We start from the raw sequence: 13,258 nt of genomic DNA on the forward strand, positions 1-13,258 counted from the left end.
CTGCATTTAAATCGCTATAGATGCAGGCTTAGTTCAAATACAAGCATGATGAATCAATCGATTTTAATGTGATGTTCTAGCGCACTTAACTTAGACCAAGACAACACTTTATCCTCTCCACAGGAGTGCAAAGTCACGGGGAAGGATTGGTGTAACTGTGGCCACTGCTGCGCGAGGTTATCTGGCGTAAAAAGACCTTCATTAAAATACATAGGCTGAAACTCGACAAACATGCCGTGGCTAACACTGCCCGCTCCGGCGAGTAGATGTTGACCATTTGGCGCCTGTTCACTCACCAAGAAAGCCGTAGTAGCCGTTAATGATTCAAAGGAAAATAGCGGCTGAATCGCACTCGCTAAATGTTTGGCCGTCATCGCGGTTACGGCCTGAGGGCATAAACTATTGACTCGAATATTATGAATTTCACCTTCTAATGATAAGCTATTCACCATGCCAACCAGCGCCATCTTGCTCGCACTAAAACCAACTTGATGCAAGTCACCGAACAAGGCCGAAACTCCCGTTGTCATCATTATCCGGCCAAAATGCTGTTGTTGCATATAGGGCCAAACAGCTTGAGTGAGATAAAAGCTGCCATTGAGATCGACATCCAATTGCCGTTGCCACTGCTCAAGTTTAATGTGCTCAAAGGGACAAGCACCATAAACGCCCGCGTTATTAATCAAGATATCAATGCGATGCCAGCGTAGGATCACCTCTTCGATCATGCAGTTCACTTCATTTCGCTGACTCACATCAAGCACAAAATAAATGCAATCTCCACCAAGTTTAATAATGCTGCAATAGGTCTGCATTAATTCTAAGTTGGCTTGGCTCGTCTGAGTGCCGTCGGTGGAAATTGACTCATAGGACGATAACGGCTGGTCGACGAGTATCACTTTTGCCCCCCGTTCAGCCAACATGATGGCATACGCTCGACCTAACCCAGCCGCAGCCCCAGTGACTAATGCCACCTTATTGTCAAAACGCATCCAAATATGTCCTTATCGGCATTGTTGTAGCGGCAAAAAATAACGAGCATAGGGTAACAACCGCCTATGCTATTTACTAAACAGAGTATTTAGCGTTACGCCTATGTCATGGACAGCACAAAGCCTCCATCGACATTAACTATGGAAACACAGACTTTTTTGATTTTCTTTGAACTTAACGACAAATCTCATCCTGCATCAGTGAACATATGTGCGCCAATTCAAACTCTGTTAAATGCGTTTATTAGATAGTGCTCACTTTCGTGTTAAATCTTGTTATGCTATGCGCTAATTGAGCCCTTGCTCGGTACCATTTCCATTTACCAATAACGACTGGACGCCATGAATCCTTGGATTTTAGCAATAAGACCCCGTACGCTACCCGCGGCCATAGGTCCCCTACTGATAGGCAACATTCTCGCCCTGCATCTTGAGAGTTACAGCTGGTTAATCGCTGCCACTTCAATGTTGTGTGCTGTCTTATTACAAATCGCCGTCAACCTCGCTAACGACTATTTTGATTTTAAAAACGGCATAGATACAGACGAGCGCTTAGGGCCCGTTCGCGTGACTCAAAGTGGTTTAATTTCACCAACAAGCGTTCGCAATGCCATGATATTTTGTCTCTTAATGGCGCTTGCCGTGGGATCATATCTGATTTGGCACGGAGGCTGGCCCATCGCCATTCTCGCCGCAGCCGCTATTTTAGGTGCTCTTGGCTACAGTGGTGGCCCCTATCCCCTCGCCTCCCATGGGCTCGGTGAAGTCGCGGCATTTGTCTTTTTTGGCTTAGTTGCAGTGGTGGGCAGTTATTATTTGCAGGCAGGCGATACGACTATTAATGCTTGGTTATTAGGCTGTGCAATTGGCTTATTTAACGCTGCGATTATGTTGGTGAATAACACTCGCGACATCCGTACCGACACCCAAGCGGGCAAGCATACTCTAGCGGTACGTATCGGCGAAGCTCAGGCAAAAGTGCTTTATCAAGCCTTAATCTATTTGCCCTTTGGCCTAGTCATCGCTGGCTTTTTATTCGGTATTCTACCCGGTTTACCAGTACTACTTGCGGGATTATCTCTGCTTATTGCCCGTAAACTCAGTAGCGATTTTTATGCGGTTTCTGGTGAAGCCTTAAATCCGTTACTCGGCCGCACAGCTAAGTTAACCATGATTTTCAGTACCTTGTTTAGCGTGGGTTTAGTTTTTACCGCATAAGAGTAAATCCGCTAAGCTAATGCTACACCACAGCTCAATGCTGAATATAAAAAGGTTCATATCTTCGATAGATACGAACCTTTTTTATTGGATGCTGCACGACTTCAATTTGGCTTATTATCGACGAGGGAAATCCTACCCCCATTTATTGCCAAATATAACCAGAGATCAAAGTGTTTAACAAAATACCATTAAAGTTGCGTTCGGCATGGGATGAACCATTATGGCCTGCACCAAAACACACATGTAGCGGTAATAAATGCTCTTCCCGCGGATGACTGAAACGCGCTTCAGGGGCTGATTGCCAATGAGTTAATGCTGTTTTTACCTCGGCAAAACTAACACTTGCCGTTAAAGTTTGCGTCAACCAATGATCAAATTCTGCACTGCGGCTTTGCACTGTGAGATCGCTTGAGAAAAAAGCCCGCATATTGTGAAACGACATGCCAGACCCCACGATCAACACCCCTTGGTCCCGCAGCGGCGCTAAAGCCTCCCCAATCGCTATATGGGTTTTAGGATCGAGGCTGTGGACTAACGACATCTGCACCACAGGAATATTCGCCTCAGGATACATTAACTTAAGTGGTACAAAGGTACCGTGATCAAATGCGCGTTCGCTATCTAAGCGGGCGGCGATGCCCTTATCCGCGAGCATATTCGCAATCTGTACGGCTAATTCTGGCTCACCGGGTGCAGGATATGTCAGCTGATAAGCCTCAGGTGGAAATCCATAGTAATCATACAAAATACTTGGCTTTGGGCTACTCGACAAAGCCACCACAGATTCTTCCCAATGGGCAGTGATCAACACAATCGCCTTCGGAGTTGGCATTGGCGCTGTTACTGAAGTTAAAAATGCACGCAACTCCCTATGATTAACATCATTGAGCAAAGGCATAGGGCCACCACCATGGGGCACAAATAGCACAGGCATACGACTCGCGTTAACTTGCATCATAATCCTCTCGTGTTGATTAACTTATATCTGTACTACTGGCTTTAAACTCAGCATTTCTCACTTAACTCACTGTTCTACACAACACTTCAATGCATGCTTAAAATGCGGAACGACTCTGCACCAACTGCCGCTGAAATCGCACTAAACGCTCAATAATTTCATCGAGTTTAATAATCAGAAAGAGTCCTGCCGATAAGCTCAATGCCGGCAGTGCATTAATCGGCGCTTCATAGTTAAAGTGGAAATAAATCGCCCCCATCATAATCGCCAGTAAACCGCTCGCCGATAGCACTCGGTAGTCACGTAGACACAACCCAAGGGCACCAATCACTTCCATCAAACCAATAAAATAACCAAAACCAGTGGGAAGATTCATTAATGTGAACGGAACATGGAACATAGACACGCCAAATAACTTGGCAAATCCCGAGATGAAAAACACTATGCTCATCGCCAATGTGACGGTTGCAGCGGCGCGATTGAGTGTATTGGCACAAAGGAATAACTTCTGTGTATCAACCTCTGCAACTAAGCCATTGATACTTGAACCCTTAGTATCACATAAGTTTGAAAATCGCATCGCACACACCCCATTAAACGTGATATTTGCCGTCAGTCTTGGGCATAAATTCGCAGACGACGAGTGAGAATGGAATCGATTATGAGCCGATAAAAGATAAATAAATATGGAATAAAATCTAATATCTCATAAACTAATAATTTATAACTTGCGAGCAATCCTTGTGACCTTAGACCAACTGCTGATGTTTAAAACCGTAGCTGAGGCGGGCTCACTCAAAGCTGCCAGTGACAAGCTACATAAAACCCAACCCGCCATTAGCCAAAGTATCAAACAGTTAGAATCCCAACTCGATCTTATCCTGTTTAATCGCGAAGGTTATCGACTCGCCATCACTGAGCAAGGTCGAAAACTGCTGCAACATACCCTGCGGGTACTGAATGAAGCGCAAGAAATGAAGCAAGTAGCGAAGCATTTAGCCAAAGGTAACGAAGCAAGCATCACCTTAGCTTTTGAAGCCTCCTTTAATCTCGCTCGAATTTTGCCGATTTTAGAGCTGACTCAAAATGAGTTTCCCTATACCCAAATTATTCTCAAACAAGAGTTTTTAACTGGTGCACTCGAAGCGCTGAATCAAGATAAAGCTGAAATCATCATCTCCGCAGGCGGAATTGAGCCCATACGTTCGAGCCATTTAGAATTAGCCTATCTTTTTTCCGGTAGCCTTCTCGATGTTGCAGCACCGCGCATGCTTGAGCGTCATCCGACACTGACCTACGCACGAGAGCTCGTTAATGAATACCAAATCGTGATCCAAGATACAGGCTCAGGCACTGCGAATATTGAGTTTGGGGTACAGGCGGGGCAACGACGTTGGTATGTTAATGATTTTTATACTAAGAAAATGCTTATTCAAAGTGGTATGGGCTGGGGCAAGCTGCCGCACTATATGATTGAAGATTCACTCAAACAGGGCGCGTTGATTGCACTGGATCTGCGTGAAAGGCAAAACAACATTCAACTCGATTACTATGTGATGCGAAAACCCCACTCACCTTTAGGCCCCGTCGCCCAAGCACTCTGGCAAAAGCTGATCGCCTTTTCATCTGAGCTGAATACTTAGGAATTCAAGCTTAAGATTTAGCTTAGTGACTTAAAATGAATTGAAGTCAAAAAGTTATAGCCCGTTATAAAATCATCGACCATAAACAAAAACGCCACTCGATAAGGGGCGTCTTTCATTTCAATAACAGGCTAAACATTAGATTTAAACCTTAGGCTTAAACCTTAGCTAAGGTGCGCTCTTTAGCGCTCCAATCTAAGTGATATTTCTCGCCGGCTGGGGTATCGATACGCTCAAATGTATGGGAACCGAAAAAATCACGCTGACCTTGGAGCAAGTTTGCCGGTAATGTTTCGCAGCGGTAACTGTCGTAATATGCCAGTGCTGAGCTAATACACGGCGCTGGAATACCTTGCATTACCGCAGTCGCTACCGCAGTGCGCCATAGGCCTTGCTTTTCAGATAAGGCTGACGCAAAACTGTCCGCCATCAACAGATTGCTAAGATCAGATTTGTCTTCATAGGCTTGAGTGATTGATTGCAAGAAAGTCGCGCGAATAATACAACCCGCACGCCAAATTTTTGCAATTTCAGCAAAGTCTAACTGCCATTTTTGTTCATGAGCCGTCATCGCCATCAACTGGAAGCCTTGGGCGTAACAACACACTTTCGCGCAATATAACGCGCTTTCAAGGGCTTCAATCAACAGTGCTTTTTGTGCGTCATCGATACCAGGTGCATTTGGCCCAGCCAATTTCTGGCTGAGTTGTAGACGTAAGGATTTTTGGGTACTTACGGCGCGCGCATACACAGCTTCAGCAATCGTAGGTGCAGGGCAACCAATTTGTAAACTGCTCACGGCCGTCCACAAACCCGTGCCTTTTTGGCCCGCTTTATCTAAGATCATTTCCACCAGCGGTTTACCCGTTAATGGATCGGCCTGTTTTAATACTTCGGCACTGATCCCCATCAAATAGCTGTTTAAACTGCCTTTGTTCCAGCGTTCAAACACATCGCCGACTTCTGCAGCGCTCATACCTAAGCCGTCATGCAGCATTTGATACGCTTCGCAAATCAACTGCATATCAGCGTATTCGATACCGTTGTGCACCATTTTCACATAATGGCCAGAACCCGCGGGGCCAATATAAGTCGTGCATGGCTCGCCTTCTGTCACGGGATTACCCGGCTCGAAGCGTTCGATAGGTAGCCCAGTTTTGGCATCAACCTTAGCGGCAATCGCTTTCCAAATCGGCGCAACATGGTGCCATGCATCGATATCACCGCTAGGCATAAGTGAGGGGCCGAAACGCGCACCGACTTCGCCGCCCGAAACCGCAGAGCTGAAAAATACAAACTGACCTTTGTAGCGCGCTTCACGCTCAACAGTGTCAGTCCATAAACTGTTACCTGTGTCGATAACAATATCATCGGACTCAATTCCGGCAGAAATCAAAGCACTACAGACACCATCGACGGGTGCACCCGCGGGAACAGAAAGCACAAAAATACGGGGTTTTGTGAGACTGGCTAACATTTCGGTAAGATTAGCACAGCCAAGAATGCGAGACTCGAGTCCAGCACGTTCCTGTTTTTCTTGCTGTATAACACCATTAACTTTAACAGGATCGAGGTCAAACGCGCTGACGTGATATTGGTTATCTGCGATGTTTAGCGCAAGGTTTTTACCCATAACACCAAGGCCAATTACGCCGATATCATTAAGATTGCTGTGGTTTTGCATTATATTATTCCCACGGGTCACAGAGGTTAGAGCTAACCAATTTTGAGGGGTAATTATACCGATCTTTGTAACTTAATTACCAGAGACATACGATTGGCAATTTCGATTGTGCCGAAAGTACCAATCGTTTAGGTCTCATTTTATCTAGGGCGTGTTGACGTTTCAGGGTTGTTTTTGCAGCGAGTTGGCTGGCTTTTATGCAAGGCAAAGCCCGTGCAGTGCAGTTATTCTACATAAACGGGCAATAACGCAGCAGAAACGCCAGCCAAACGCTGCCCGAAGGGTTCGTCTGGCAAGCTCTTGCTCTTTGTCACTCGTCATTTGAGTAGAATAACTACACGTCACTCCTCGTTTCGTGATCACGAGCTTGCCAGAGCGAACAAAATTTAATCTCGAAACGTCAACACGCCCTAATAGAACCGTCAATTAATGGGCAAGTTTAAGCCCTAAAACACCCAGTAATATCAAGATCAAACTGGCAATTTTAAGTAAGCTAACGCCTTCTCCTAAGAGGATAATTCCCGCAATCGCCGTACCCATAGCACCAATGCCGACCCACACACCGTAAGCCGTACCGATAGGTAGCTGCTTAACCGCGAGTCCTAGTAGCAACACACTCACTGCCATCGACGCTACTGTAAAGATACTTGGCCACAAACGCGTAAAACCGTCGGTATATTTAAGCCCTATAGCCCAACCAATTTCAAATAAACCCGCAAGAACTAATAAGAACCAACTCATAGTGAACTCCCATAAAGGGGTCGTCCCCATGTTAGATTAGGCGTATTTAGGGTCGTCCCTAAGCCATTTGATTACAGTAAAACTGTAGGTGATATAGCTGTACGTGATGAGAATGCAAGACTAGCAAATTTGAGGTGAAAATTTCAATCTTTGATTTTGCCGAAATAAGAAATGCCACGCGCAAAAAGGCGATAGCAAGCTTGGTCAGTTTACTATCGCCTTAATATTTCAACTCTCGATAAGACCTTTACACTCTTTCTATAAAAGCCTTTACGCTCAATCTCTTACACTAAGGCATCGGCATAACCCATGCGAGTGAGCGCGGTACGCACTAACTCTAAGGTCTGTGGATCTTCTATGGTCGCTGGCGCAGTATATTGCTGATTATCGGCAATTTTTCGCATAGTACCGCGTAAAATTTTACCCGAGCGCGTTTTAGGTAATTTTTGAATCGCACTCACTAACCTAAAGGAGGCGACGGGACCAATTTCTTGGCGTACCAGGGTTATTAACTGTTTATGCAGCTCTTCATCACTGATCGTCACGCCTTTCTTGAGTACCACTAATCCGAGGGGAACTTGGCCCTTAAGCGCATCATCTACCCCAATTACCGCGGCTTCGGCCACATCAGGGTGTTGACATAACACTTCTTCGAAGCGTCCCGTCGATAGCCTGTGCCCCGCTACATTTATGATGTCATCTATACGACTCATAATGTAAAGATAGCCGTCTTCATCGGTATAACCCGCATCGCCAGTTAAGTAGTAACCCGGATACATAGACAAGTAACTATCTTGATAGCGTTGATCATTTTGCCACAGTGTCGTTAAGGTTCCCGGCGGTAGAGGCAATTTAATCACTACATTACCCGAAGTATTGGCCGCAACTTGCTCACCTAATTCGTCCAGCACTTCAACCGCATAACCCGGCACAGGTAAAGCTGGCGAACCTGGTTTAATGGTAACCGGTGCTGTACCCATCAAGTTTGCCGCTACAGGCCAGCCCGTTTCGGTTTGCCACCAGTGATCAATAACAGGTTTAGCGAGTTTAGTGTGCGCCCAGACTAAGGTATCGGGATCGCAACGCTCCCCCGCCAAAAACACATTTTTAAGACAATTTAAATCAACACCTTGTAGATATTCACCGTCAGGATCTTCACGCTTGATTGCGCGAATAGCCGTCGGCGCGGTGAAGAAGCTTTTAACCTTATATTTGGCAATCGTGCGCCAAAATGCGCCAGGATCTGGCGTCCCCACAGGTTTGCCCTCATACATTAACGTGGTTGCGCCCACCAGCAGCGGCCCGTACACAATGTAAGAGTGACCCACAACCCAGCCCACATCGGACGCAGCCCAAAACACATCACCCGCTTGAATATCGTAAATATGCTGCATCGACCAAGCCAGAGCCACGGCATGGCCACCATTATCGCGTACCACACCTTTAGGCTGACCCGTGGTGCCTGAGGTATAAAGTACATACAAGGGATCGGTAGCCTTGAGGGCGACACAATCGGCCTTAGGTGCAGTTGCTAATGCGGCTTGCCAATCTAAGTCACGACCCTCAAGTAAATCGGCCTGATACTGGCTACGATTCAAAATTAGGCAGTGATCAACCTGATGCACTGACTGCGCTAACGCTTTATCTAACAGAGGCTTGTAAGGGATCACGCCCGAAGGCTCAATGCCGCAAGATGCCGACAAGACCAATTTAGGCTTAGCATCGTTAATCCGAGTCGCGAGTTCATTGGCGGCAAAACCACCAAAAACTACCGAATGAATCGCGCCTATGCGGGCGCAAGCCAACATAGCGAAGGCAGTTTCGGGCACCATAGGCATATAAATCACCACACGGTCACCCTTATCGATACCAATGGATTGCATAAAGCCCGCGAGTCGGCTCACTTGAGCATGTAACTCCCCGTAGCTAATGCCGTATTCAGTATCAGTAACAGGACTCACATACTGGATAGCTACTTGGTCACCGCGTCCTGCCAACACATGGCGGTCAACGGCGTTATAACAAGTGTTCATCTCACCATCGGCGAACCAGTGATAAAACGGTGCCTGCGATTCATCGAGCACCGTTTGCGCCGGTTTAATCCAATCGAGCGTCTTCGCCGCTTCTCCCCAGAATTCGGCTTTATTAAGCAAGGATGCTTGGTGCAACGCTTGATGTTTTTGTTGGTTCTGTTTTTGATTTGTGGCTTGCGCTACAGATGCATTTTGCTGTTCGGTCAACATATGTCCTCCAATCAGGACTGCGACTCACATCGTCAGCCGCAATAACTACCCCTTCCTGCTTCTATTATTAGCAAGGAGGTCTAAAGCCCACTATTAGACGTTAGCCTATAACCAGAAGATATTTGTGGTTTTATGTGAGAACACTAATTTAAAGCACACGTTTTAATCTCGCTGCACAGGCTTATGGCAATTGGGATTGACACTTTTTTGCCAACAGAATAAAAGCCAAAATCTTTACCTTTACGTAAACTTCATATATCTTGCTTAAAACTGATTATTTAGGGTGCATGAATGAGCGCAACGAACACACCACAAACGACTTACTCGATCAGTGATCTCTCAAAAGAGTTTGATATCACTACTCGTAGTATTCGTTTTTACGAAGACCAAGGTTTGCTTAAACCTAAACGCCGCGGCCAAACCCGTATTTATAGCCTCAAAGACAGGGTGCGTCTCAAGCTCATTCTTCGCGGTAAACGCTTGGGCTTTTCTTTGGCAGAAACCCGTCGTTTGTTCGAATTATACGATGCCGACAAGAGCAGCACCTCACAGCTCAATACCATGCTGGCGCTAGTGGAAGAAAAGAAATCCGCCCTACAACAGCAAATGGACGACATCAAAGTCGTATTAATGGAACTCAATTCCGCCGAGCAGCAGTGCCGTTTAGCCTTAGAAGATAACAAAACGGCAAAAGCCTAAATCCCCGTTGACACAAAATCAAATCAATTTGATAGCGATAACGACTACGGATTTAAGTACAAGATTTAAAAGACTCAAGCACCTAAAAATCATAAAAACTATAACAATCTGAAATTAGAACATCTGAAAGGACACAAGCAATGAACTCTCTCTACACAAGTCTAAATTTTGGCCTAGGCGAAGACGTCGATATGCTGCGCGATGCAGTGCAGAATTTTGCCGCGAATGAAATCGCCCCAATTGCCGCGAAAGTGGATCACGACAATGCCTTTCCCAATGAACTTTGGCCTGTGCTTGGAGGAATGGGACTGCTCGGAGTAACTGTACCCGAAGAGTTCGGCGGCGCGAACATGGGCTACCTAGCCCACGTCGTCGCAATGGAAGAAATCTCCCGCGCATCCGCTTCTATCGGCCTAAGTTACGGCGCCCACTCAAACCTGTGTGTCAATCAAATCAATCGTAACGGTAATGCAGCGCAAAAAGCCAAGTACCTGCCAAAACTGGTGAGCGGTGAGCATATTGGCGCGCTGGCCATGAGTGAGCCAAACGCGGGTTCTGACGTGGTTTCGATGAAGTTGCATGCCCGTAAAGAAGGCGACCGATTCATCTTAAACGGCAACAAAATGTGGATCACTAACGGTCCAGATGCACACACCTATGTGATTTACGCGAAAACCGACTTAACCAAAGGCGCACACGGTATTACCGCCTTTATCGTTGAACGTGATTCGAAAGGTTTTAGCCAAGCGCAAAAGCTCGACAAACTCGGCATGCGCGGCTCTAACACCTGCGAACTGGTGTTTGAAGATGTAGAAGTACCAGAAGAAAACATTTTAGGCGGACTCAATAACGGCGTAAAAGTGCTGATGAGCGGCCTAGATTACGAGCGCGTCGTACTGTCTGGCGGCCCGCTGGGGATCATGAATGCCTGTATGGATATCGTTGTGCCTTACATCCACGAGCGTGAGCAATTTGGCAAATCCATCGGTGAATTCCAACTAGTGCAAGGCAAGTTAGCCGACATGTACACAGGCATGAATGCCGCCAAATCCTATGTTTATAACGTGGCAAAATCCTGCGATCGCGGTGAAACCACCCGTAAAGATGCCGCAGGTGCCATTCTTTATAGCGCAGAACTCGCCACCAAAATGGCACTGGATGCAATTCAACTGCTAGGCGGCAATGGCTATGTCAACGAATACGCCACAGGCCGCTTACTGCGTGATGCCAAGCTGTATGAAATCGGCGCCGGCACCTCAGAAATTCGCCGCATGCTGATTGGCCGCGAACTGTTCAATGAGTCGAAATAACGCGAGTTTAAATAATCTCTCACAAGTGAATGGGTAGCACCTCACTGTAACTTACAGTTTGCGCCACCCATTCGAGCAAGGTGATACCGAGTTTCCGCTTTATAAGGACAATCAAAGTGACGCAATTAAGCAGTCGTATCAACGCCCGTAGCGATGAATTTAAAGCAAAATCAGACGATATGGCCGCCCTAGTGGCCGATCTCAAAACTAAACTCAATAAAATCGAACTCGGCGGTGGCCCTGTGGCGCTGGAGCGTCATTTATCCCGCGGTAAATTGCTGCCACGTCAGCGGGTTGAAAAACTGCTCGATGCGGGTTCGCCCTTTTTAGAGCTATCGCAATTTGCGGCGTTTGAAGTTTATGACGAAGAAGTGCCCGCAGCGGGCATTATCGCTGGTATCGGCCGTGTGAGCGGTGTTGAGTGCATGATCATCGCCAACGACGCTACAGTTAAAGGCGGCACTTACTACCCGATTACCGTTAAAAAACATCTACGCGCCCAAGATATTGCTAGCCGTTGTCACTTGCCTTGTATCTATTTAGTCGACTCTGGCGGCGCTAACCTGCCCCGCCAAGATGAAGTCTTCCCCGACCGCGACCATTTCGGCCGCATCTTTTACAATCAAGCACAAATGTCCGCTAAGGGCATCCCCCAAATTGCAGTGGTGATGGGCTTATGTACCGCAGGCGGCGCCTATGTGCCGGCCATGGCGGATGAATCGATTATCGTAAAAGATCAAGGCACTATCTTCTTAGCCGGCCCACCATTAGTCAAAGCGGCCACAGGTGAAGAAGTCAGCGCCGAAGAGTTAGGCGGCGCCGAAGTGCACACTAAAATTTCCGGCGTAGCGGATCATTTAGCCCAAAACGATGAGCACGCGTTAGAGCTTGCTCGCCGCGCGGTATCACGCCTAAATCATCAAAAAGAAATCAAATCACTCTTAAGCCCTGTCAAACCGCCAAAGTTCGACATTAGCGAACTGTACGGCATTGTCGGCACCGACTTGAAAAAGCCCTTTGATGTTAAAGAAGTGATTGCCCGTATCGTCGATGATTCTGATTTTGACGAGTTTAAAGCCAACTATGGCGCAACCTTAGTATGCGGTTTTGCCCGTATTCACGGCTACCCCGTCGGCATTGTCGCCAACAACGGCATTCTGTTCTCTGAGTCGGCGCAAAAAGGCGCGCACTTTATTGAACTGTGCTGCCAGCGCAAAATTCCGCTGCTGTTCCTACAAAATATCACCGGCTTTATGGTGGGTAAAAAGTACGAACACGAAGGCATAGCCAAACACGGCGCCAAGATGGTGACCGCAGTCTCTTGCGCCAATGTGCCTAAATTTACTGTGATTATCGGCGGCAGCTACGGCGCGGGTAACTACGGCATGTGTGGCCGCGCGTTCGAACCGACCATGATGTGGATGTGGCCTAACGCCCGTATTTCTGTGATGGGCGGAGAGCAAGCCGCAGGCGTTCTCGCCACAGTGCGCCGCGACGGTTTAGCCCGTAAAGGTGAAGAATGGTCGCTTGAGGATGAAAAAGCCTTTAAAGCGCCAATTGTCGCCCAGTACGATAAAGAAGGTCATCCGTATCATGCCAGCGCCCGTTTATGGGATGACGGCATTATCGACCCAGCGCAAACCCGCGATGTGGTCGGCCTTGCCCTATCGGCAGCATTAAATGCTCCTATCGAAGACACCCGCTTTGGTGTGTTCCGTATGTAAAGACACATGTGAAAAACATATGTCACACAAGAAGATAGGGGAA

General features: G+C 47.0%; 11 protein-coding genes. 5 read left to right on the plus strand and 6 right to left on the minus strand.

The window, feature by feature from the left end; genetic code table 11:
* Window positions 1-53 precede the first annotated feature (53 nt).
* Window positions 54-992 (minus strand): SDR family NAD(P)-dependent oxidoreductase, encoded by a 939-nt coding sequence (locus KO533_RS06300; RefSeq protein WP_219253329.1) that lies wholly within the window; start codon window positions 990-992, stop codon window positions 54-56.
* Between the two features lie 342 nt (window positions 993-1,334).
* Here KO533_RS06300 and KO533_RS06305 point away from each other — a divergent pair, with 342 nt between their 5' ends.
* The gene (locus KO533_RS06305) at window positions 1,335-2,210 is read left to right on the plus strand and encodes a 1,4-dihydroxy-2-naphthoate polyprenyltransferase (RefSeq protein WP_028761099.1); all 876 of its coding nucleotides are present in this window, start codon (window positions 1,335-1,337) and stop codon (window positions 2,208-2,210) included.
* 145 nt (window positions 2,211-2,355) lie between these two features.
* Here KO533_RS06305 and KO533_RS06310 read toward each other — a convergent pair whose 3' ends face one another.
* Both KO533_RS06310 and KO533_RS06315 read right to left on the minus strand, forming a co-directional pair.
* Window positions 2,356-3,171, minus strand: coding sequence for a class III extradiol ring-cleavage dioxygenase (locus KO533_RS06310; RefSeq protein WP_219253331.1), 816 nt, complete (start codon window positions 3,169-3,171; stop codon window positions 2,356-2,358).
* Between the two features lie 97 nt (window positions 3,172-3,268).
* Window positions 3,269-3,751: a DoxX family protein gene (locus KO533_RS06315; RefSeq protein ID WP_219253332.1), complete on the minus strand. Its 483-nt coding sequence runs from the start codon at window positions 3,749-3,751 to the stop codon at window positions 3,269-3,271.
* Between the two features lie 163 nt (window positions 3,752-3,914).
* Between KO533_RS06315 and KO533_RS06320 the strand changes: the two genes are divergently transcribed.
* Window positions 3,915-4,814 carry a LysR family transcriptional regulator gene (locus KO533_RS06320; protein WP_028761102.1) on the plus strand — a complete coding sequence of 300 codons (900 nt, stop codon included), beginning with the start codon at window positions 3,915-3,917 and terminating at the stop codon, window positions 4,812-4,814.
* Window positions 4,815-4,971: 157 nt separating this feature from the next.
* On the opposite strand, the gene gndA is transcribed toward KO533_RS06320, so the two are convergent.
* The 3 genes from gndA to KO533_RS06335 all read right to left on the minus strand — a co-directional run bounded on the left by gndA (window position 4,972) and on the right by KO533_RS06335 (window position 9,482).
* Window positions 4,972-6,498, minus strand: a complete 1,527-nt coding sequence (gene gndA, locus KO533_RS06325) for an NADP-dependent phosphogluconate dehydrogenase (RefSeq protein ID WP_219253334.1) — start codon at window positions 6,496-6,498, stop codon at window positions 4,972-4,974.
* 426 nt (window positions 6,499-6,924) lie between these two features.
* On the minus strand, window positions 6,925-7,239 hold the full coding sequence (gene sugE, locus KO533_RS06330) for a quaternary ammonium compound efflux SMR transporter SugE (protein WP_028761104.1): 315 nt from the start codon (window positions 7,237-7,239) through the stop codon (window positions 6,925-6,927).
* 284 nt (window positions 7,240-7,523) lie between these two features.
* Window positions 7,524-9,482: a propionyl-CoA synthetase gene (locus KO533_RS06335; RefSeq protein ID WP_219253336.1), complete on the minus strand. Its 1,959-nt coding sequence runs from the start codon at window positions 9,480-9,482 to the stop codon at window positions 7,524-7,526.
* 291 nt (window positions 9,483-9,773) lie between these two features.
* Between KO533_RS06335 and KO533_RS06340 the strand changes: the two genes are divergently transcribed.
* The 3 genes from KO533_RS06340 to KO533_RS06350 all read left to right on the plus strand — a co-directional run bounded on the left by KO533_RS06340 (window position 9,774) and on the right by KO533_RS06350 (window position 13,215).
* Window positions 9,774-10,181, plus strand: coding sequence for a MerR family DNA-binding transcriptional regulator (locus KO533_RS06340; RefSeq protein WP_006082318.1), 408 nt, complete (start codon window positions 9,774-9,776; stop codon window positions 10,179-10,181).
* Between the two features lie 140 nt (window positions 10,182-10,321).
* Window positions 10,322-11,491: an isovaleryl-CoA dehydrogenase gene (locus KO533_RS06345; protein WP_219253338.1), complete on the plus strand. Its 1,170-nt coding sequence runs from the start codon at window positions 10,322-10,324 to the stop codon at window positions 11,489-11,491.
* Between the two features lie 116 nt (window positions 11,492-11,607).
* Complete coding sequence (locus KO533_RS06350) at window positions 11,608-13,215, plus strand: carboxyl transferase domain-containing protein (RefSeq protein ID WP_105252050.1); 1,608 nt, start codon at window positions 11,608-11,610, stop codon at window positions 13,213-13,215.
* Window positions 13,216-13,258 lie beyond the last annotated feature (43 nt).

It is taken from the genome of Shewanella sp. NKUCC05_KAH (assembly GCF_019345585.1).
Classification (GTDB): domain Bacteria; phylum Pseudomonadota; class Gammaproteobacteria; order Enterobacterales; family Shewanellaceae; genus Shewanella; species Shewanella oncorhynchi.

Bases quoted from the DNA above. Each gene is read 5' to 3' on its own strand.
- KO533_RS06300 (WP_219253329.1), bottom strand. From the start codon at position 992: ATGCGTTTTGACAATAAGGTGGCATTAGTCACTGGGGCTGCGGCTGGG.
- KO533_RS06305 (WP_028761099.1), top strand. From the start codon at position 1,335: ATGAATCCTTGGATTTTAGCAATAAGACCCCGTACGCTACCCGCGGCC.
- KO533_RS06310 (WP_219253331.1), bottom strand. From the start codon at position 3,171: ATGATGCAAGTTAACGCGAGTCGTATGCCTGTGCTATTTGTGCCCCAT.
- KO533_RS06315 (WP_219253332.1), bottom strand. From the start codon at position 3,751: ATGCGATTTTCAAACTTATGTGATACTAAGGGTTCAAGTATCAATGGC.
- gndA (WP_219253334.1), bottom strand. From the start codon at position 6,498: ATGCAAAACCACAGCAATCTTAATGATATCGGCGTAATTGGCCTTGGT.
- sugE (WP_028761104.1), bottom strand. From the start codon at position 7,239: ATGAGTTGGTTCTTATTAGTTCTTGCGGGTTTATTTGAAATTGGTTGG.
- KO533_RS06335 (WP_219253336.1), bottom strand. From the start codon at position 9,482: ATGTTGACCGAACAGCAAAATGCATCTGTAGCGCAAGCCACAAATCAA.
- KO533_RS06340 (WP_006082318.1), top strand. From the start codon at position 9,774: ATGAGCGCAACGAACACACCACAAACGACTTACTCGATCAGTGATCTC.
- KO533_RS06345 (WP_219253338.1), top strand. From the start codon at position 10,322: ATGAACTCTCTCTACACAAGTCTAAATTTTGGCCTAGGCGAAGACGTC.